17 protein-coding genes are annotated in these 20,511 nt (G+C 36.1%); 11 read left to right on the forward strand and 6 right to left on the reverse strand.

Translation table 11 applies throughout. The annotated features are described in order from the left end of the window. The first annotated feature begins 21 nt into the window (after window positions 1-21). The 3 genes from MTQ00_RS17900 (at window position 22) to MTQ00_RS17910 (ending at window position 3,586) form a co-directional block, all read left to right on the forward strand. Complete coding sequence (locus MTQ00_RS17900) at window positions 22-2,622, forward strand: putative LPS assembly protein LptD (protein ID WP_172284611.1); 2,601 nt, start codon at window positions 22-24, stop codon at window positions 2,620-2,622. Window positions 2,623-2,750: 128 nt separating this feature from the next. After that, window positions 2,751-3,131 carry a RidA family protein gene (locus tag MTQ00_RS17905; RefSeq protein ID WP_045491236.1) on the forward strand — a complete coding sequence of 127 codons (381 nt, stop codon included), beginning with the start codon at window positions 2,751-2,753 and terminating at the stop codon, window positions 3,129-3,131. After that, a complete protein-coding gene (locus MTQ00_RS17910) occupies window positions 3,131-3,586 on the forward strand; it encodes a hypothetical protein (protein ID WP_172284609.1) in 456 nt (151 codons plus the stop codon). Before MTQ00_RS17905 ends, MTQ00_RS17910 begins: the two co-directional genes overlap by 1 nt. A 48-nt stretch (window positions 3,587-3,634) precedes the next feature. Here the strand turns inward: MTQ00_RS17910 and MTQ00_RS17915 are convergent, their stop codons facing one another. Further along, window positions 3,635-5,164 carry a trypsin-like peptidase domain-containing protein gene (locus MTQ00_RS17915; protein WP_172284607.1) on the reverse strand — a complete coding sequence of 510 codons (1,530 nt, stop codon included), beginning with the start codon at window positions 5,162-5,164 and terminating at the stop codon, window positions 3,635-3,637. A 376-nt stretch (window positions 5,165-5,540) separates the two neighbouring features. Here MTQ00_RS17915 and trhO point away from each other — a divergent pair, with 376 nt between their 5' ends. Together trhO and MTQ00_RS17925 are read left to right on the forward strand one after the other, a co-directional pair. After that, entirely contained in the window at window positions 5,541-6,911 is a 1,371-nt protein-coding gene (gene trhO / locus MTQ00_RS17920; RefSeq protein ID WP_273650528.1) for an oxygen-dependent tRNA uridine(34) hydroxylase TrhO, read from the forward strand. 47 nt (window positions 6,912-6,958) lie between these two features. Then, the gene (locus MTQ00_RS17925; RefSeq protein WP_262888852.1) at window positions 6,959-7,504 is read left to right on the forward strand and encodes a 5-formyltetrahydrofolate cyclo-ligase; all 546 of its coding nucleotides are present in this window, start codon (window positions 6,959-6,961) and stop codon (window positions 7,502-7,504) included. Here MTQ00_RS17925 and MTQ00_RS17930 read toward each other — a convergent pair. Both MTQ00_RS17930 and MTQ00_RS17935 read right to left on the reverse strand, forming a co-directional pair. Further along, a complete protein-coding gene (locus MTQ00_RS17930) occupies window positions 7,453-8,037 on the reverse strand; it encodes a hypothetical protein (RefSeq protein ID WP_172284601.1) in 585 nt (194 codons plus the stop codon). The genes MTQ00_RS17925 and MTQ00_RS17930 overlap by 52 nt on opposite strands. Next, window positions 8,021-9,202: a hypothetical protein gene (locus MTQ00_RS17935; RefSeq protein ID WP_273650529.1), complete on the reverse strand. Its 1,182-nt coding sequence runs from the start codon at window positions 9,200-9,202 to the stop codon at window positions 8,021-8,023. The genes MTQ00_RS17930 and MTQ00_RS17935 overlap by 17 nt, the downstream gene beginning before the upstream one ends. Window positions 9,203-9,385: 183 nt before the next feature. On the opposite strand from MTQ00_RS17935, the gene MTQ00_RS17940 reads away from it, so the two are divergent. Further along, window positions 9,386-9,727, forward strand: a complete 342-nt coding sequence (locus MTQ00_RS17940) for a hypothetical protein (RefSeq protein ID WP_172284597.1) — start codon at window positions 9,386-9,388, stop codon at window positions 9,725-9,727. 73 nt (window positions 9,728-9,800) lie between these two features. Here the strand turns inward: MTQ00_RS17940 and MTQ00_RS17945 are convergent, their stop codons facing one another. The 3 genes from MTQ00_RS17945 to rmuC form a co-directional block, all read right to left on the reverse strand. After that, a complete protein-coding gene (locus MTQ00_RS17945) occupies window positions 9,801-10,568 on the reverse strand; it encodes a TrmH family RNA methyltransferase (RefSeq protein ID WP_273650530.1) in 768 nt (255 codons plus the stop codon). Window positions 10,569-10,661: 93 nt separating this feature from the next. Beyond that, window positions 10,662-11,081 carry a hypothetical protein gene (locus tag MTQ00_RS17950; RefSeq protein WP_172284592.1) on the reverse strand — a complete coding sequence of 140 codons (420 nt, stop codon included), beginning with the start codon at window positions 11,079-11,081 and terminating at the stop codon, window positions 10,662-10,664. 7 nt (window positions 11,082-11,088) lie between these two features. Next, a complete protein-coding gene (gene rmuC, locus MTQ00_RS17955) occupies window positions 11,089-12,591 on the reverse strand; it encodes a DNA recombination protein RmuC (RefSeq protein WP_373428016.1) in 1,503 nt (500 codons plus the stop codon). A gap of 201 nt (window positions 12,592-12,792) precedes the next feature. On the opposite strand from rmuC, the gene MTQ00_RS17960 reads away from it, so the two are divergent. From MTQ00_RS17960 to MTQ00_RS17980, 5 genes are all read left to right on the forward strand, one after another. Further along, window positions 12,793-13,467 carry a response regulator transcription factor gene (locus MTQ00_RS17960; RefSeq protein WP_172284590.1) on the forward strand — a complete coding sequence of 225 codons (675 nt, stop codon included), beginning with the start codon at window positions 12,793-12,795 and terminating at the stop codon, window positions 13,465-13,467. Between the two features lie 2 nt (window positions 13,468-13,469). Beyond that, a complete protein-coding gene (locus MTQ00_RS17965) occupies window positions 13,470-14,834 on the forward strand; it encodes a sensor histidine kinase (protein ID WP_273650531.1) in 1,365 nt (454 codons plus the stop codon). 101 nt (window positions 14,835-14,935) lie between these two features. Further along, the gene (locus MTQ00_RS17970; protein ID WP_273650532.1) at window positions 14,936-16,210 is read left to right on the forward strand and encodes a TolC family protein; all 1,275 of its coding nucleotides are present in this window, start codon (window positions 14,936-14,938) and stop codon (window positions 16,208-16,210) included. An 8-nt stretch (window positions 16,211-16,218) separates the two neighbouring features. Further along, on the forward strand, window positions 16,219-17,331 hold the full coding sequence (locus tag MTQ00_RS17975) for an efflux RND transporter periplasmic adaptor subunit (protein WP_273650533.1): 1,113 nt from the start codon (window positions 16,219-16,221) through the stop codon (window positions 17,329-17,331). Continuing rightward, window positions 17,331-20,429, forward strand: coding sequence for an efflux RND transporter permease subunit (locus MTQ00_RS17980; RefSeq protein WP_273650534.1), 3,099 nt, complete (start codon window positions 17,331-17,333; stop codon window positions 20,427-20,429). Before MTQ00_RS17975 ends, MTQ00_RS17980 begins: the two co-directional genes overlap by 1 nt. Window positions 20,430-20,511 lie beyond the last annotated feature (82 nt).

Here is a 20,511-nt window from a genome sequence, read left to right on the forward strand (position 1 = left end):
CCTTAATTACATACAATAAAATTGGCCAAAACCGTCCTCAAAAATATATTACAAATTTTAATTATCCTAATTTTTAACAATTTTTTAGCACAGAAAACCCCTGAAAAATTGCCTAAAAATACGGTAATTAATGATACTATTTCCAAAAAGGATACCATTGTTGCAAAGAAGGAATCATTAGATGATGTTCTTATGACAAAAGCAGATAATATCCGGAGAGATTTCCCTAAAAAAATGATATACCTGAACCAAAAAGCTCAGGTAAAATATCAGGATATGCAGATTGATGCGGATTATATTTCTATTGATGAGCAGAAGAATCTGATCTATGCCCGTGGAAAGCAGGATTCTTTAGGAAAGAAGATTATAGAACCTGTACTTACTACCCAGGCCGGGAAAAAGTATGAAACGGATCAGTTCAATTATAATTATAAGACAAGACAGGCGATTGCCTATAATGCACGAACAGAAGAGAGTGAAGGGGTAATCATTGCCAATAAAACAAAAAAGTATAATGACTCTGTTTTTGCAATGAGACACGCATTATATACTACAGATGAGTATTTCCTGAAGAAAAAAGATACTGCTGCAGATTACCATTTGCTCGCTTCCAATATCAAACTGGTAAAAACCAAAGAAAAATCCCAGATTATTACAGGACCGATACAAATGTATATAGAGCAGGTGCCTACACCTCTAATTATGCCGTTTGCTATTTTACCGTTTTCCAGTAAAAGGTCTGCCGGTATCCTGATCCCCAGTTTCGGGGAAAGACAGGATGTAGGGTTTTTCCTGAATGGCATCGGATATTATCAGCCCATTGGAGACCATTTTGACATGAAAGTCCTTGCTGACATTTATACGAAAGGAAGCTGGAACGTGAGACCGGAAATGAACTATGTAAAGAAATACAGGTATTCGGGGAATTTCACAGCTGATATAGGAACGACCATCAGAGGAATTAAAGGATTGGATGATTATTCAAGAAGCAGTACATACAGGATTGCCTGGAGACATACGCAGGATACAAAAGCAAATCCGTTTCTTACATTTTCTGCATCGGTAGATATCGTAAGTAATAAATTCTATAATAATACCATCAACAATAACTATATATTCAATCAGAATGTATTGAATACCCAGCAGAACTCGACGGTTACTGTGACTAAAAGGTTCTTAAAACTTCCTGCTACTGTTACGGCAACGGCATCGTATTCACAGAACTTTGCTACCGGATTGGCAGATCTTCGTTTGCCGCAAATGAACGTTGCAATCAATCAATTTTATTTATTTAAATCAAAAACAGGAGTAAGACAAGGTCTTCTGGAAAATATTACGGTAAATACCGGATTAAATTTAACAAACTTTGTGACAACAAACGAAGGGGAGCTATTTACTAAGGCTATGTGGGATAAGCTTCAAACAGGTCTTACGAATAATATTACTTTAGGGACGAATACCACCGTTGCTAAATATTTTACCTTCAGTTTAGGAACTACAATTAATAATGCCCTGACAACAAAGACCCTTACCAGATATTATGATCCTTTAAGCAACAATTCCAATAAAGTGGTAGACCAGGTGAATAAGCAGATTGCAGGATATTCTTATTTTTCAAGTACGGCGAGTTTACAGACTACATTATACGGAATGCTTAATTTCAAAAAAGGATCTGCAATAGAAGCCATCAGGCATATGATGACCCCAAGTATCGGATTTACTTATTCTCCTGACTTCGGAAAACCTGGATTCGGGTACTATAAGAATTATTATGATGCCAACGGGGCTTTAACTCCTTATTCTATTTTTGACGGTGGGATTGTAGGATCGCCTACAAGTGGTATGCAAGGATCATTAGGTTTTAATATAGGGAATAACATTGAAATGAAGGTAAAGTCTAAGAAAGACTCTACAGGAGTGAAGAAAATAAAAATCTTCGAATCATTAAATCTTTCCGGAAGTTATAATTTTGCTGCTAAAGACCATCCATGGTCAATTTTCTCAATTAACGGACAATCTTCATTTTTTGAGAATAAATTAAGTGTTAATACCAGCCTGTCATTAGATCCATATAAAATTCTTTTTGTTCCGGGATCAGATACTGGTATCAGGACTGAACGTTTTGGGGGATTTAGTGTACAGGGGTTCAATATTCAGGTGTCATATCCTTTAAGCAGTGAGATCTTTGGAGCTAAAACAGATTATGCTAAAAAATACCAGTCTAAAGGAGAAATAAGAAATGAAAATTATTATTTCGATGATGATCATTATGCTCATTTTGATCAGGCATGGACTTTGAATGTTAATGCAAACTACGCTTATTCCAAAAACTTATCCAGATTTGGGACGAAAATTGCTTCAGTAGGATTGGATGGAAGTATTAAGCTTACTCCTTATTGGAACATTAACGGGAGTACACACTATGATATGATCACCAAACAGCTGGCATATACAAGGATAGGCTTCTCCAGGGATCAGCGAAGTTTTACGATTAATTTTAACTGGGTTCCTTTCGGACAATATAAGGTATATGACTTTTTTATAGGGATAAAAGCTAATATTCTGAGTGATGCACTTAAATATAAAGATAGAAGTTTTACCCAACCGAATGCACCTTTCTAATATAAGGTGGAGTTTTGAGAATAAATTTTATATTTGCACCCAAAATAAATTTTGCTGAATCCATTAAAGTCCCGGAAGAGGGATAAAGCAAATGGTGATAGTATAGATAAAAAAATAAATATCCACATATGAAACAAATAATCAACACAGTTAATGCTCCTGCAGCAATCGGACCTTACTCACAAGCAAATATGGCTAACGGAGTTTTATATATTTCAGGTCAGATTCCTGTAGATCCTGCAACAGGTAAATTGGTAGAAGGAATTGAGAAAGAAACTCATCAGGTAATGAAAAATCTTGAGGCAATTCTTACTGAAGCGGGGATGACTTTTAAAAACGTTGTAAAAGCGACAATATTTCTTAAGAGTATGGATGATTTTGCTGTGATGAATGATATTTATGCATCTTATCTGGATGCAGAAAGCTATCCGGCTCGTGAAACGGTACAGGTTTCTTGCCTGCCTAAGAATGTTGATATTGAAATTTCGATGATTGCACATCAGGATTAATGAGCTTTATAAGAAATACATTTGCGGTGTTGGTAGGTCTTGGTATTGCAGGGCTTATTATTACTCTTGGTATAAGAGCTTTTCCGCAGTGGATTACTTTTGACGCTTTTGCCCCTTTTGAACACTGGCAGAGATTTCTGTACAGCATGAGAAATGACGGAGCCTTTTTTGGATTTCTGTTGTTTATTTCCGGTTTAGGAACAACAATCGGAGGTGTGGCAACTGCGATTATTGTAAAATATGCTAAAGTAGCCTATGCTATTCTCATTGGCTTTATCATGCTGTTCATAGCAATGCTGGATGTTATTATATTTCCTTACCATCCTACATTTTATAAAATTTCCATATTTCTTACCTTTTTCCCTTTCTCCTGGATCGGAGGTAAGATTGTAGAAGTTATTTATGAAAGGAATAAGAAAAAGAGGATTGCTGATAAAATGAATAAAACAAAATAAAAAAACGCTGCATTTGCAGCGTTTTTTTATTTATAGTTTCTTTATTGATTAAGGCATTTTGAAACCTTTTGTATAGATTCTTCCATATTCATCCACAAACTTCACCTGAACATTTCCCTGATACTTGTCAAGGATCTTTTCAACATCTTTTTGTGAGTTTACCGGCTTACCATTGATCTCTATAATGATATAGTTATCTACAACTCCTATTTTAGCCATTTCGCTTCCTTCTGATACGTTCTTAGCGATAACACCACTGTTTAGTCCGTAGCTGGTTTTAAAGGAATCACTTAATGGTTCAAATTCAGATCCTATTTTTTCTGTAACGCTAAGATCAGCCTTAGTTCTCGTAGAAGTTCCTCCTTTCTGGTCTTTTAAAGTAACCGTAGTCACATTTTCTTTACCGTTTCTCAGATAAGTAACCTGAACTTTATCACCAGGACGTTTGCTTCCTACCGCCATAGAAAGATCTGCAAAGTCTGTAATTAATGTTCCGTCTATTTTAGTGATGATATCTCCGTTTTTGATTCCTGCATTTTCAGCACCACTGTTGTCCGTAACTTCTGTAACATAAACTCCGGAACCTACTTTAACGTTGGCTTTTTTCTGCTTGTTGTACATAGCAACCTGCTGATCATCTGAAAGGTCTAAAGAAGCAACTCCTAAGAATCCTCTCTGTACAATTCCAAACTTTTTAATGTCCTCAACAATTTTTCTTGCCAGGTTAGAAGGGATTGCAAATCCATATCCCTGATAATAACCTGTGGTAGATTGAATGGCCGAATTGATCCCGATCAGGTCGCCATTGGCATTTACAAGGGCTCCTCCTGAATTTCCAGGGTTAATAGCAGCATCTGTCTGGATAAAACTTTCAATCGGATTACTTGCTTTTCCTTGTGATCCAAGAATGCCGATTCCTCTTCCTTTTGCAGAAATAATACCGGCAGTTACCGTAGAGTTCAGCCCAAGCGGATTACCTACAGCAAGAACCCATTGCCCTACTTCAATGTTGTCTGAATTAGCAAAATTCAAATAGGGTAGTCCCTTTTCTTCTATCTTTAATAAGGAAATATCCGTATTAGGATCGGTTCCTACTAATGTAGCGATATATGACTTTTTATTGCTTAAAACAACTTCCAGTTTATTGGCACCTGCTACAACATGGTTGTTTGAAATGATATACCCGTCCGGAGAAATGATAACTCCTGAACCCATCCCTGAAGGCATGTTGTCCGGAATCTGTTGTTGTTTCTGTCTTTGTTGTCCGCCTCTTCCTCCAAAAGGATCTCCGAAGAAGAAATCAAATAAATCCTGCTCCGACGCTCTGCTTGAAGTCCTGGTCTGGTAATTTTTAATGGTAACTACAGCAGGAACTGTTGTTTTTGCAGCTTTTACAAAATCATCTCCTGTAGCTGCCGTATTCATTCCAGCGAAAGAAGTATTGGCAGATTTAGTAAAATAAGATTGGTCTCCGTTGTTGGCATTGTGACCGAAATATTGTATCGTGCCAACGGTAGTAGCTCCTGAGATAACTCCTACTACAGCAAATGGTAATAGTTTTTTTAAAGTACTCTTCATTGTATATCTTCTTTTATTTTTTATTAATTAATTCTGGTTTTACAGTAAACAAATTTAATGCTAAATAGGTGTGCAATTAGTGCAATGTGTTTCAACTTTAACTAAAATTTAACAGGAATACGGTATTTTTATGGTATTACTGATAATTGATGAAATCTCAATTAACGAAACTTAAAAATTTATTAAAGACAATATGACATATAGATGGTTGTATTGTCACAAAGGTTAAATTGTCTGTATTATCATACAGTAAATTACCATATTTATTAATCTTTTTCTTCAGCACCATTAAAGATAGTGTTTTAAACCGAGAATGGGGCTAATAGAAAAAATGATTATCTTTGCAAAAATTTTTCTCACTTAAAACGTTTATAGCATGCAACTGTACAACACCTTAAGCGCAGAAGAAAGAGCTCAACTTATTGATGAAGCCGGTAAGGAACGTCTTACATTGTCTTTCTATGCGTATGCCAAAATTGAAGATCCCAAAAAATTTCGCGACGAATTATTTATAGCCTGGAATGCACTTGATGCTTTAGGGCGTATCTATGTTGCTCACGAAGGAATCAATGCTCAGATGAGCGTTCCTGCAGATCAGTTTGAGGCTTTCCGCGATACACTGGAGGTGTATGAATTTATGAAAGGAATTCGTTTGAACGTAGCTGTTGAGCAAGACAATCATTCTTTTTTAAAATTAACAATAAAGGTCAGACATAAAATCGTTGCCGATGGATTAAATGATGATACTTTTGACGTAACCAATAAAGGGATTCACTTAAAAGCTCAGGAATTTAATAATATGCTTGAGGATCCTAACACCATTGTGGTTGATTTTAGGAACCATTATGAAAGTGAAGTCGGTCATTTTGAAGGGGCTATTACACCTGATGTGGAAAACTTCAGAGAAAGCTTACCGATTATCAACGAGCAATTACAGGATTTTAAAGAAGACAAAAATCTGTTGATGTATTGTACCGGCGGGATCCGTTGTGAAAAAGCCAGTGCTTATTTTAAACATCAGGGCTTTAAAAACGTGTTCCAGCTAGAAGGTGGAATTATTGAATATACCCGCCAGATAAAAGAGGAAGGAATACAAAGTAAATTCATCGGTAAGAACTTTGTATTTGACCACCGTTTAGGCGAAAGAATTACAGATGATATCATTTCACAGTGCCACCAATGTGGAAAGCCTTGTGACAATCATACCAATTGTTCTAATGATGCGTGTCATCTACTCTTTATCCAATGTGATGAATGTAAAGCGGCAATGGAAAACTGCTGCTCTACAGAGTGTTTGGATATCATACATTTGCCAATGGAAGAACAGGTGAAATTAAGGAAAGGATTACAGGTAGGAAACAAGGTTTTCAGAAAAGGCAAATCCGATGCTTTGAAATTTAAGAATTCCGGTGATTTACCTGCTAAACCTTTAAAAAAAGCCGAAACCAAAGATATCCGCAAAAAAATAGCGGTTAAAAAAGTATTGATTGGGAAAGCAGAACATTATTATTCAAAATCAAAGATCGGACAATTCCTGATTGAAAATAAAGAACTTACCGTGGGTGACAAAGTATTGATTTCAGGACCTACAACAGGTGAAAAGGAATTGACGATTACTGAGATTTATGTGAATGGAAGCTCAAGTGAAACGGCAAAAAAAGGAGATCAGATTACTTTTGAAATTCCTTTTAGAATTCGTTTGTCAGACAAATTATATAAGATCGGACAACCTTCGGAAGGAGTATAACAAGAATAGAAGTACAAATGCTGAAGTCCGAACTTAGAAAAGAATATATGCAAAAAAGAAAAACCTTGTCATCTGATGAGGTTTTCTTGTTATCTGAAGCAATTTTCAAAAATTTTGTTAATTTTTTTAAGCCATTCCCAGGTCAGAAGGTGCATATTTTTCTTCCTATTGCAAAGTTTAATGAGATCAATACTCAGATTTTTGTTGAGTATTTCTTAAACAGTGGCATTCGTGTTTTCGTCCCGAAAGTTGTTGATCAGAAGCTTATTTCAATTGAAATATTTAGAGACTCCCTGTTTGAAACCAGTTCCTGGGGGATTTCAGAGCCTTTTTCCAATCAGGATTCCGGCATAAAGGAATTTGACCTTGTGATAACCCCTGTTCTCTACTGCGATGGTTTAGGAAATAGGGTAGGATATGGAAAAGGTTTTTATGATAGCTTTTTTCAGGAACTTTACGGAAAACCAAAAAAAATCGGGGTGAATTACTTCAATCCCGATGAGATTATAGATGATATCTGGGAAAATGATATCCCTTTAGATTATTTGGTTACTCCTACTGAGGTACTGTCTTTCTTTACAGGAGAGGAATAGAATTTTAAAAAGTAAAATTTGAATTCTTTTTTGAATTTTATTGGTTTTGACATAAGGGTGTATTGAGCGTTTTTCTCAAAAGTTCCAAGTGATCTGTTCTTATCGTCGAAATACTCTACATTGAATTTTGCATAATCCAAAGTATCTTTTTTATAAAAGTCCTTATGTACCTCCAGGTTATTTACTTTCACGGATTTCACCTTTAAGCTGTCTAGTTCCCTGAAAAGATTTTTGAAGGTAAGGCTGTCCGGTTTGTGAAAATAGCTTTCCATCTGGGAGTAAATTACCGTATCAATTTCCGTATTTCTTTTTCCTGACAGGTATAATGTAGATAAGTCTAAAAGCTCCTGCACTTTCTGCTTGGTAATAGAATTAATAGCTTGCATACTGTCCATCTGAACTGCCGGATAGGTTTTTGTATTATTGCTGTTCCTCAATTTATCCAGATCACTTACCTCGCTTTTTTTATTATTACAGGAAATAAAAGCTGTTATCAGTAATAAGGCAATTAAAAATTTATTTATTCTTTTCATCAGTATTTGCAATTTTAAATTTAATAGATATTATTTTACCCTTATCATCCTTTTTCATCTCAATCACCTTTAAATTTTTCAGGGATGTTGTAGGAGTCGTCACAAGGGTAATATATTTTTGTTTGTCTAAAGTTTCTATACCATACGTATCGTTGTCATATACCTGATAAATTACGGCACTGTTGCTGATTAAATTTTCTAACTGTTTTCTTTTTTGTTTGATCAGTGCAAATTGTTCTTCCGGATTTCCTCCCTTTACATCTTTGATAGAGAAGTAATAAGCCGCCATTTTATAATCATCCGGCTTCATTTCGATCATTTCCTCCTCAGGGGCGTTCTCCAGGCTTCTGTTAACAGTTAGAGGTTCGTAGAAGGGTGCCGTGATCTGCATTTTCAGAATTTTATCCTTCGTAGAGTACCTGAAACATTCTCCCGGGTTAATTTTAAACAGGATTGGGGATTCGTTTTCTTTAAATACTTTTATTTCTAAGGTATTGATTACTGCAACCCCTCTGTCTGCATCTGTGAAACAGTATTTATACTCTTTAGAGAAAATTTCATCCTTAAAACCTAAAACTCCTGTAATGATAATTAAAATGGAGGTTATCATGGCCCAGGCATTCCTTTTCATGAACTTTTTTTCCGGTTCAGGGGAAACTGTATCGGATAAAGTGTTGAAATTTTGATTTTGGTTAACTATTTGATTTTCAGTATTTGATTTTTGTAAATCAACATTTTCTTGCCCTTTTATAGGTGTTTTTTGTGGTTGATCATCATTTTTTGGCGTTGAAGGTAGCTGATTGATCGTTTCTTCCAATTCCTGCAGTTCTTCATCGCTGAGATCTTTCTCATCCTGTAATAATTCTCCTGCAAAAAGATGTTGCTTTTTAAACTCGTACCATGAGTCGTATCCCGCATAAATACTCAATAAATTGAGCATGTCTATCCTAGGCAATTTTGTTACCGGTGAGTTCTTGAAATAAGTATAAAATGATTTTTCGCTGATGTTTCCCTTCGCCTTTTTCCGAAGATCCTCCTGAAAATAGATAATATCAATCCCCTTCCATTTAGAAATATCATCATAGGAAGGAGTGTATTCTTCTAAATATTGAGCCTGTACATCCCTTTTCAGCTGCTCAAAGTGTAATAGATCTAAATCTGTCAAGTTTATATAAAGTGATTAAGTTATTGATTATCAGTTGTACTTATTTGTAAAATTGTTTTACAAAGGTATTACAATTATTTTTCATAGACAAACTTTCTATCTGCTCTACCTTTGTCTTGTTCAAATAACAGAACGAAAGAAAATTTTATAAAACAATATTAACAAAATTAAATTTAATTTATTATGAAAAAGTCGTTATTCGTAGCTGCTATCGCTGCAATCTCTCTAGTTGCTTGTAAAAAAACTGAAGCTACTTCTACTGAAGGTGCTGCTGATTCTGCTGCTGTTGCTGCTACTGATTCTGCTGCTGTTGTAGCTGATTCTGCTGCTCAAGTTGTTGATTCTGCTGCTACTGCTACTGTAGACGCTGCTAAAGGTGCTGCTGCTGCAACTACTGCTGCTGCTGCTGACGCTGCTAAAGGTGCTGCTGCTGGAGCTGCTGATGCTGCTAAAGGTGCTGCTGATGCTGCTAAAGATGCAACTAAAGAAGCTGCTAAAGAAGTTAAAGACGCTGCTAAGAAATAATTCTAGTACGTTACTAAATAAAAGAACCGTTTCGCTCAGCGAAGCGGTTTTTTTATTATATATATTATCTTCCTTATTCCTTTTTCTGTCTCAGGGATTCGTAACACGTAATGGCTACGGCATTACTAAGATTTAAAGAATCTATACTTCCTGCCATAGGAATTAATGTATTTTCCCCTTTGCCAATCCAGAAATCACTTAAACCCGAATGCTCGGTTCCGAATAAGATTGCAGACTTTTTGGTCAGATCCCTTTTGTAGAGATCTTCAGAGTCTTTGTCCATAATGGTTGTATAAATACCGAACTGATTCTTTTTCAGAAAATCAAGGGTTTCTTCATTCCCGGCCTGGAATACTTCCATTCCGAAAAGACATCCGACACTTGATCGGATCACATTAGGATTATAGAAATCAGCTTTTGCATCTGTAATAATCAGTGCATCTATTCCAAAGGCCTCGCAACTTCTTAAAATAGCACCAAGGTTTCCTGGTTTTTCAATTCCTTCAACAATAATTACAGTTGCATCCTTTTTAGGTTTAAAAGAGGAAAGGTCAGCTTCTTTGGCTTTATAAATTCCAATGATCCCTTCCGAAGTGCCTCTGTATGCAATTTTTTCATATACTTTTTCACTGACATAAAATACCTTCCCAAGAGGAGTTTCTCCTTTGAAAATTTTTTCGCAGATATAAAATTCGACCGGTTCAAAATCAAACTTCTGAGCCCTTTCATTTTCCTGTTGGCCTTCTACTACAAAGATTTTAGATTTTTTACGAAATCTGTTATCTGTAAGAAGCTTAGTAATATTCTTGATTTTATCGTTTTGAAAACTTTCTATTAACATGCTGCAAAATTATGGAAATTTATTGATCGGTTTTTGTTTCCTAAGAACTGAAAAAGGATGAGAAAGAGAAATATTAAAATTCAGTAGCTGTATTTAGAAAAGCTTACTATGTTTTTCTTTATTAGATGAGTTTAAAAGAATACTGCTTCCAACTACCATACACAAACAGCTGGTAACCCACAGGTAATATCCTGCACCAAAAGAAATGATGGCAGACTCGTTACCTGCTTCATCAATAATTATCGTTTTTGATGAAAAATAAAATAATGACAGACAGAAAGCGATCAGACTGGAAATAACAGATACTTTAACCTGTTTTAAAAGTAGGGCAAGCCATGAAATAAACAATAAAGGATTGGCTAACCAGGCTATATTATTTTCTAGCTCAAGCCATCCTAAAAGAAAGCAGTTAGAAGCATCGGTTTCACGCCCTTGCGTGTAAACAGCTACTTGTGTTAAAGAAATCAAGAATATAACAAGGCTTATTGCAAAAATAATTTGTGTTTTTTTCATTTGATCATTATTCTATGCTGGTTATATTTTCACTATTATCAATAAGGCTTTGAGGAAGCTCTTTTTTATTTTTTATTCCCAGGGATTTAAGTTTTTGTGTTTGGATAATCAGGTTGTCATTTCCGGTAGATAACTGTTTATAAGCATCATTAAAAACATTTTTGGCCTGATCTAGATTTTTACCTACTTTTTCAAGGTTTTCTACAAAACCTACAAACTTATCATATAATCTGGCCCCCCGGTCTGCAATCTCCATAGAATTTCTGTTCTGATATTCTCGTTTCCAGAGATCTGCAATGAGTTTTAAGGAAGTAATCAGGTTGCTTGGATTTAAAAGCAGGATCCTTTTGTCATAAGCAAAATTCCATAAATTCTGATCGGCCTGCATTGCTGCAATATAGGCCGGTTCACTTGGAATGAACATCATCACAAAATCTAAAGATTTGCCATAATCATCATAAGCCTTCTGGCTTAATTGAGAGATATGATTTTTTACGGACGATAGATGCTGATTTAATTTGATGGCGTAGATTTCAGGATCGGTTTCGTCTACTAATTCTGTAAAGGCAGTGAGGGAAACCTTGGAGTCCACAATAACATTTCTTTCATCAGGATACTTTACTACCGCATCCGGGCGCATTTTTTTTCCTGAAAACTCTGAAAATAACGCCTTATTATCCTCATCACGCAGCTCATGTTCTAGAAAATATTCCCTTCCTTTAACCAGTCCTGATTTTTCAAGAATGCTTTCAAGAATCATTTCTCCCCAGTTTCCCTGTGTTTTACTTTCTCCTTTTAAGGCCCGGGTCAGTTTTTTTGCATCTTCGGAAATCTGCTGATTGAGCTCCGCCAGTTCTTTTACTTTTTCAGCCAGCGAAAAACGCTCCTTATTTTCTTTTTCATAAGCTTCATTTACCCTGTTTTTCAAATCAGTGATCTTTTCCTGAAAAGGCTCAAGAATAGTTTTAAGGTTATTTTGATTCAGAGTAGTAAATTTTTCAGCTTTTTCCTCGAGGATTTTATTGGCTAAATTTTCAAACTGAACCTTTGAATCTTCCTGGATCTTAATAATTTCTTCTTTCTGGGTTTGAAGTGATTTCTGTAAATTTTCATTCACTGCCGAAAGTTCAGAGTTACGCGCATATAAATGCTGCTTTTCCGTAAGAAGGCTTTCAAGCTGCGAGGCTTGTTTGGAAATAATTTGTTTCTGTTCCTGAAACTGACTATTTAAAGATGAATATTCCGCGGAAATTTTTGCATATTCATTTTTAAGATCATTGAGAAGATCTGATTGTTGCTGATTCTGATCTTTTTCATGATTGATGTCCTGATATAATTCCTGGATTTTTTGATTGATATTTTCCAGATCAGAATTCTTTCTTATATATAAATTGTTTACCTCGTCATAAGAAGCCCTTGAAACCATTGAAGATTTCAGCATAAAATATAAAATAACGGCACCTAATAAGGCACCGGTTATAAAACCTACGATTAAATATGTCATCTCCATTCTTCAAAATTATGAAAAAACGCTGGAAGCTGGAAGTGAGATCAGGAACCTGTTGTTTTCCGTTAAATAGTTTAAGTTTTTTAAATAGATAAAAATAAAATACTTAGTGACTTTTTGTAAGATTTCAATTGCTCCCAGCTTTCTTTCCACAATCTCCTTTCTGAATAAGAATACTTATATTTATAGGAAATTTAAGTGTTTATGAACATTTTGTTAGTAGAGGATGATGAGCGAATCAGTAAATTTCTTGTCAAAGGCTTGGGCGAGGCCGGATATCAAATGGTTCTCGCAGATTCCGGAGAGAAAGCCCGTGATCTAATCAGTACCTATGACTTTGATATTATTCTCATGGATATTATGTTGCCAGGGCTGGATGGAATGCAGCTGACGCAGATCATCCGCTTCAAAAAAAATTATACTCCGATTCTGGTTCTTAGCGCTTTGAATAGTCCTGATGATAAAATAAAAATGCTTGATCTGGGAGCCGATGATTATTTATCAAAGCCATTCCATTTTGAAGAATTGATTTCGAGAATCAAAGCATTGACCAGAAGAAATAAATTAAGCTATCAGGAAGGATCGCAGCTTTTACGTTGTGGTAACCTTACAATTGATACAGATCTCCACAAAGTGGTTCAGGATAATAAAGAAATTGAACTTTCCCCTACAGAATATAAACTTTTGACTTTCCTTTTAGAAAATAAAAACAAAGTTCTGAGCAGGACTCAGATCTTACATAATGTATGGGGAATTGATTTTGACAGTACGACGAATGTTGTTGATGTGTACATTTCTTATGTGCGGAATAAAATTGATGAAACGGATCAAAAGATTATCCACACAATTAAAGGAACAGGATATCTGATTAAAGATTAAAGATGACGTTAAGAAACAGGTTTACCATAATTTCGAGTCTTTCATTCGGTATTGTTACCATCATCGCTTTTGCGGTGGTGTTTTTTGCTTATTATGACAGTACCAGAATCTCTTATTTTGAAAGATTAAGAAATACGGCCCTTATTTCTGCCATTTATTATCTGGAAAAAGATGAATTGCCAAAAAGCAGGCATGCCCAGATAAAAACGGAATACAATCATTTGATAGAGAATAAAAAAGTAGCCGTTTACAATAAATACAATGAAGTTACTTTTGGGCAGAACCTGAATGATAAGAATATCAAAGCACTTCATCTGAAGTCTGCAAGAAATAATAAGATGGTACAGTTTATGGCCGGGAATAATTTTTATTACGGCATATTCTATCCGGATAATCAGGGTGACTTTGTCGTTTTTGTCAAAGCCCCGAATGATTCTTTTAAATCACAAATGGTAAGGCTTTCCATAATTATGCTGGCAGTACTGATTTTAGGATTACTTGTTATTTATTTCCTGAGCAGGTATCTTTCCAAAATCGTGTATAAACCTCTATCCAATGTTGTGGATAGGATCAATAATGTAGATTATACCAATATTTCCAGCGCAATTACATCTACCCATACTCATGATGAAATAGATGACCTGATCAAGTCCTATAATAAATTGTTTGGAAGAATTTCTGAAAGTATTTTGCTTCAGCAGAATTTTATCAACTATGTGTCTCATGAATTTAAAACACCATTAGCCGCTATCTCGGGCAATCTTGAGGTTTTTGCTCAAAAGGACCGGACGCCTGAAGAATACCGTAAAGTGGTGAAAGAATCATTGGATAATGTATATGAAATTGAAAGTATCCTTAATAACCTGCTGTTGATGTCAGGTCTTACGAAGCTTGAAAATTCTCACCAGCAGGTAAGAATTGACGAGCTGATCTGGAAGATATATGAAAAGCTAAATCCTAAAGCCCAGGAAAATAACTCTTCTATTAAAATCAATCTTCTGGTAAACACTCCTGATTTACTGGAATTTCCGGGTAATGAAACTTTGCTTTATCTGGCATTGTACAATATTGTTGAAAATGCTATTAAATATTCCGGGCATCATTCTGTAGAGATTGTGTTGTCTGAAGAACAGGATAGACATTTATTGATTGAAGTTAAGGACCAGGGCAGAGGTATTTCGGAGGATGATCTTCAAAAGATCACGGAAACTTTTTATCGCGGAAAAAATGTAGATAATATAAAAGGAAGTGGCATTGGCCTATCCTTATCTAAAAGCATATTCGATCATCATCATATTCAGATGAAAATTAATTCTGTTGTGGGCTCAGGAACCCAGGTATCGCTCATATTTCCGGTTACAAAATAGTTTTCTAATCGAATTCTAATTTTGGACTAACCGAATCTTAATGGTATTTGGAATTGGCTTTAATGTTTACAAAATAGCTTTGTGGTCTTAAACAGAAGACCTTGAAGAAAATCATTTTTACACTATTCTATATTCATTTTTTCGGGTTCTTTTCGGCACAAATTGCGGACACGTTGCAGATTGGAAGAAAAGAAGCGGAAACATTATTTCTTGCGAATAACCTTGATATTATTGCGCAAAAACTGGAAATTTCCCAGGCGGAAGCCCGTGTCGTTCAGGCGAAATTCTGGCCTAATCCTAAGCTGACTGTCAATGAAGTTAATCTTTGGCGTACTTACGATATCGAACAGCAGCCAGCTTTAATAGGGAATTGGGGAAAGAATACCCAATTCTCTGCTGAGATAGAGCAGGTAATCCAGACTGCAAGAAAAAGGAGGAAAAATATAGAACTACAGAAAATTGAAGTAGATGGAGAAAAGTATGAATTGCAGGAAGTATTGCGTGAGCTGAAAAAGTTATTACGAAATACTCTGACAGAGGTTATCTACAATCAGGAACAGCAGAAACTGTATCGCGGTCAGATTTCCTCTATAGAAAAACTAACAAAATCCTATCAGAATCAGTTAAACCTTGGAAACATAAGCAAATCCGAATATGTGAGGCTGAAGGCCCAGGAAATTGAATTCAAAAAGAAATTAATTTCATTACAACAGGAAATTGCGGAACAACAGGTCGAGTTAAAAGCTTTACTCATTCTTCCGGCTACATCTTATCTTGTTATTACAGATCATTTGTCAATTCCTGAAAAGGAGCTTTCTGAGTTGGAATTATCCAACTGGCTGAATATTGCCAAAGAAAATCGTCCGGACATCCGGATTACAAAAAATAAAGAGAAATACGCACAAAAAAATCTTGAATTACAACGAGCTCTCAGAACTCCTGACATAGCGCTCTCCGTGGGATATGACCGGGGTGGAAATATCATGAAGGATTTTGTAGGGTTGGGTATTTCATTTGATCTTCCGGTTTTCGACAGAAATAAAGGAAATATCCAGGAGGCTAAACTGGAGGTTACCAAATCCAATTTTGAGACCCGCAAAAACATCCTTAAATCGGAAAATGAAATCGTTTCCGTATTTCAGAATTATACCCGAACGCAAAAGATTTCTGAGGAACTTGATGGACCGTATGAAAGTACTTTGGATGGTTTATTGGCCAGTCATGAGAAAAACTTCAGATTGAGAAATATCAGCATGCTGGAATATATGGATTTCCTGGAAACCTACATCGGAAATAAAATGATCATACTCGATACGAAAAAAGAACTTAATCAATATTATGAAAACCTACAGTACGTTGTAGGGCAAGACTTATAAATATGAAAATGAATAGCACAAAATATATGGCAGCTGGCTATTTTTTAGCACTTGTTGTCCTGACCGGTTGCACAGAGAAAAAGCTCAATGAAAATACCGGATCCAAAAACTACTGCATTAGCAAAGAGCTAAAAAAAGATCTTAAGCTGGCAAAAGTAGAAATGCGCTCTGTGGAAGAAAGTATTACTCTTACCGGAGAAGTTGAAAGCAATTCTGATAAAACAGTTCCTTTTGTAAGTTTAGTGGATGGAGTGGTTACGGATACTTATTTTTCCCTGGGTGATTATGTAAAAAAAGGACAAGTCCTTGCCAGTATAAAAAGTGTATCCCTAAACGAAATGCAGGATGATACCCAAACTTTACAGGCTCAGTTGGCTGTTGCTAAAAGAAAGCTCTCTTCTGTGGAGGCAATGTATAAAGATGATATTGCCTCACAAAAAGATTTGCAGGAAGCAAGGTCTGAAGTTCAGATCATACAGTCCAATATTTCCAAAACCAAAAAGAATATGCAGCTGTATTCTGCAGGCAGTACAAATATGCAGGTTAAAGCTCCTGCAGATGGTTACGTAATTGCTAAAAATATTTCTACCGGTATGCCTGTAACTGCCGGAGGTGAACAGCTTTTTACCATTTCTAATCTTGATAAGGTGTGGGTAATGGCTAATGTGTATGCTACCAATATGAGACATGTGTACGTGAATCAGCCTGTAGTAGTAAAAACGCTTGCCTATCCGGATGATAGTTTTTCCGGAAAGATTAATGTCATCTCCCAGGTTTTTAATGAAAATGAAAGAGTGTTGAAAGCTAAAATTATTATGGACAATAATAATATGAAACTTAGACCGGGAATGTCTGCAGATATTGTTTTACCTATTAATGCACAAAACAGAACAGCATTGGCAATTCCTGCCAAAGCTCTGATCTTTGATAATAACCAAAGTTATGTTGTGGTCTATAAAAAAGATTGTGCCATAGAAATGAGAGCTGTTACCGAAGTGGCATCCAACAGTCAGTACATTTATGTAGAAGGAGACCTTAAAGAAGGGGAGATGGTTATTGCTTCCAATGGATTGCTTATCTACGAAAACATGAAAAATCAATCCAATAATTCTACGAAGTAATGCGAAAATTTGTACAAAGTATAGTTTCTTTCTCGTTAAAAAATTCTTTGATTGTACTTCTGGGTACTCTGCTTTTGCTTGCTGGTGGAATTTATTCTTACATGCATACTCCAATAGAAGCGTTTCCGGATGTTACAAACACCAGGGTGAGGGTAATTACACAATGGCCGGGACGAAGTGCTGAAGAGATAGAAAAATTTGTCACGCTTCCAATTTCAAAAGAAATGAGCACAATACCGAATAAAACCTCAGTACGGTCTATTTCTTTATTTGGTTTATCTGTGGTGACGGTTATTTTTGATGATCATGTGGATGATTTTTATGCCCAGCAATATGCTTCGAACCGATTGGGGAATGTTGAACTTCCTAATGGAGCAAATTACAGTATAGAACCACCTTCAGGTGCTACCGGAGAAATTTACAGATACATCATTAAAAGTAAATTGCCTATTAAAGAGGTTACCTCTATTCAGGATTGGGTGATTGAAAGAGAGCTTCGTGCGGTCCCGGGGGTTGCGGATGTTGTAAGTTTCGGGGGAGAAGAAAAGATTTATGAAATAAAGATCAATCCAACTGAATTACATAATTATGATCTTTCGCCATTGGATGTTTATGAAGCTGTTTCCAAAAGTAATATTAATGTAGGGGGAGATGTGGTTTCAAAAGGAGATCAGGCATATGTGGTTCGTGGTATAGGGCTTCTGGAAAGTAAAGAAGATATTGAAAACATACAAATTGAGGTTAAAGGATCCACCCCGATTCTGGTGAAGCATGTGGCCGAAGTAAAAGTTTCTGCCAAGCCAAGGTTAGGGCAGGTGGGGTACAATAAAGAAAATGATGTTGTAGAAGGAATTGTGATCATGCTTCGTGGGGAGAATCCGAGTGAGGTGATTGGACGTCTTAAAGAAAGAATCGGTGAATTGAACGGAGGAGAATTGCCAGGCGATGTAAAGATCGTTCCTATCATCGATCGTACAGAACTTGTAAATACCACTGTGCATACCGTATCCAAAAATTTGGTGGAAGGGGTGATTCTGGTATCTATTATTGTATTTATATTTTTATACAATTGGCGAACAACATTTATTGTGGCGTCGGTTATTCCTTTGGCATTTTTATTTGCGATCATTATGCTGAGGATCCAGGGATTGCCGGCTAATCTTATTTCAATGGGAGCCCTTGACTTTGGTCTGCTTCTGGAGGGTACACTCGTTATTGTAGAGCATGTTTTTGTAGCTCTCGAACAAAAGGCCAAAAAGGTAGGCTTACGGCGATTCAATAAAATGTCGAAACTGGGCATTATCAAGAAAAGTGCGGGAAGTGTTGCAGGGTATATTTTCTTTGCCCTTTTAATTCTTATTGTAGCGTTAATGCCTATTTTCTCCTTCCAGAAAGTAGAAGGCAAAATGTTTTCTCCATTGGCATTTACCCTAGGGTATGCTTTGCTGGGGTCTTTGATTCTGAGTTTAACTTATGTTCCTGCAATGTGTAAACTTTTGCTCACGAAGGATATAGAAGAAAAGGAGAATTTTATTTCGAAATTTTTCAGGGTGAACATTTATAAGCTTTACGCGTTAAGCGCACGCTACAAAAAAACTTTTATTATAGGATTTGGGGTTCTTTTGGTTATTTGTGGATGGAGGTTTTCCAATTATGGATCGGAATTTTTACCAAAGCTTAATGAAGGGGCAATTTATGTTCGTGCCACCCTTCCCAATAGTGTAAATCTCGATGAATCCGTGAGGCTTACTAAAGAAATGAAACAATTACTTTCCAGATATGATGAAGTGGAATTTGTAATGACGCAAACCGGTCGTCCGAATGACGGAACAGACCCGACGGGGTTTTTTAATATTGAATTTAATATTCAGTTGAAACCTGAAAATGAATGGAAGAAAAAGATTTCCAAAGAAGAACTTCTGGAGGAAATGAGGGTTTCGCTGGAAAAATATCCCGGCATTAATTTTGGGTTCAGCCAGCCTATTCAGGATAATGTGGAAGAATATGTGGCAGGGGTAAAGGCTCCTCTGGTGATCAAGATTTTTGGTAATGACCTTTTCCAGCTTGAAAACTATGCCAATCAGGTTGCGAATTCCATTAGAACCGTACCCGGAATTTCCGATGTGAATGTTTTTAAAAATATAGGCTTACCGGAATTAAGGATCCAGCTTCATGATTCCAAAATGGCAAAATACGGTGTCTCAACTGCTGATGCACAGGCGGTGATTGAAATGACTATCGGAGGGCAGGCAGCAACAAAATTCTATGAAGATGAAAGGATGTTTGACGTGATGCTAAGATTTGAAAAACAATATCGTGATAATCCGGAGAAAATAGGAAATATTCTGATTCCGACACAGGATAATAAGAAGGTGCCGTTGAAGGAAATTGCAACGATTGACTACCATACCGGGCCATCCTTTATTTATCGCGAAGGTAATAGCCGATATATTGGTGTCGGATTTAATATTGAGGGACGAGATCTTGGAAGTACGATTAAAGATGCAAAAGCAAAAGTAGCAAAAGATGTACATATTCCTAAAAACCATAAAATGACCTGGGCAGGGGAATTCGAAAGTAAAGAGAGGGCTGCCAAACAGTTGGCAATGGTTGTTCCGATTTCGCTCTTGCTTATCCTGATGTTGCTTTACTTTAACTTCGGTAACATTAAAGATACACTGATTTCATCTGTAACATTGGCTTTTGCATTTATTGGCGGGTTTTTATCACTTTGGTTTACCGGAACTATTTTTGGAATTTCAGCGGGAATAGGGTTTATTATCCTGTTTGGTGTTGCAACAATTGACGGAATTGTATTAATAGGGGTTATGAAAGAAAATCTTCAGAATAAAATGTCCCTGAAAGAAGCAATCAGCCAGGGAGTTCAAAGCAGAATCAGACCGGTGATAATGATTGCCTTGATGGGATCAATGGGGCTTTTTCCCGCAGCAATGTCCAATGGAATGGGGTCTGAGATTCAAAAGCCTTTAGCCATTATGATCGTGGGAGGATTGATTATATGCATGATATTGTCTTTTACCGTATTGCCTGTTATTTTCTATTATGCATATCAGAAAAAATACAAAGCAACATTATAATTCTTTCAATTTTATTACATGTTAGTTTTGTTTGCCGGAATGTGAGGATTCCGGCATTTTTTTGATTTATGAATAAAAAAAG

The sequence above is a fragment of the Chryseobacterium sp. B21-037 genome (assembly GCF_028570785.1).
GTDB classification, from domain to species: domain Bacteria; phylum Bacteroidota; class Bacteroidia; order Flavobacteriales; family Weeksellaceae; genus Chryseobacterium; species Chryseobacterium proteolyticum.

Bases quoted from the DNA above. Each gene is read 5' to 3' on its own strand.
- MTQ00_RS17950 (WP_172284592.1), bottom strand. From the start codon at position 11,081: ATGAAAAAAACACAAATTATTTTTGCAATAAGCCTTGTTATATTCTTG.
- rmuC (WP_373428016.1), bottom strand. From the start codon at position 12,591: ATGGAGATGACATATTTAATCGTAGGTTTTATAACCGGTGCCTTATTA.
- MTQ00_RS17945 (WP_273650530.1), bottom strand. From the start codon at position 10,568: ATGTTAATAGAAAGTTTTCAAAACGATAAAATCAAGAATATTACTAAG.
- MTQ00_RS17905 (WP_045491236.1), top strand. From the start codon at position 2,751: ATGAAACAAATAATCAACACAGTTAATGCTCCTGCAGCAATCGGACCT.
- MTQ00_RS17930 (WP_172284601.1), bottom strand. From the start codon at position 8,037: ATGAAAAGAATAAATAAATTTTTAATTGCCTTATTACTGATAACAGCT.
- MTQ00_RS17980 (WP_273650534.1), top strand. From the start codon at position 17,331: ATGCGAAAATTTGTACAAAGTATAGTTTCTTTCTCGTTAAAAAATTCT.
- MTQ00_RS17975 (WP_273650533.1), top strand. From the start codon at position 16,219: ATGAATAGCACAAAATATATGGCAGCTGGCTATTTTTTAGCACTTGTT.
- MTQ00_RS17965 (WP_273650531.1), top strand. From the start codon at position 13,470: ATGACGTTAAGAAACAGGTTTACCATAATTTCGAGTCTTTCATTCGGT.
- MTQ00_RS17940 (WP_172284597.1), top strand. From the start codon at position 9,386: ATGAAAAAGTCGTTATTCGTAGCTGCTATCGCTGCAATCTCTCTAGTT.
- MTQ00_RS17925 (WP_262888852.1), top strand. From the start codon at position 6,959: ATGCAAAAAAGAAAAACCTTGTCATCTGATGAGGTTTTCTTGTTATCT.
- MTQ00_RS17960 (WP_172284590.1), top strand. From the start codon at position 12,793: ATGAACATTTTGTTAGTAGAGGATGATGAGCGAATCAGTAAATTTCTT.
- MTQ00_RS17915 (WP_172284607.1), bottom strand. From the start codon at position 5,164: ATGAAGAGTACTTTAAAAAAACTATTACCATTTGCTGTAGTAGGAGTT.
- MTQ00_RS17910 (WP_172284609.1), top strand. From the start codon at position 3,131: ATGAGCTTTATAAGAAATACATTTGCGGTGTTGGTAGGTCTTGGTATT.
- trhO (WP_273650528.1), top strand. From the start codon at position 5,541: ATGCAACTGTACAACACCTTAAGCGCAGAAGAAAGAGCTCAACTTATT.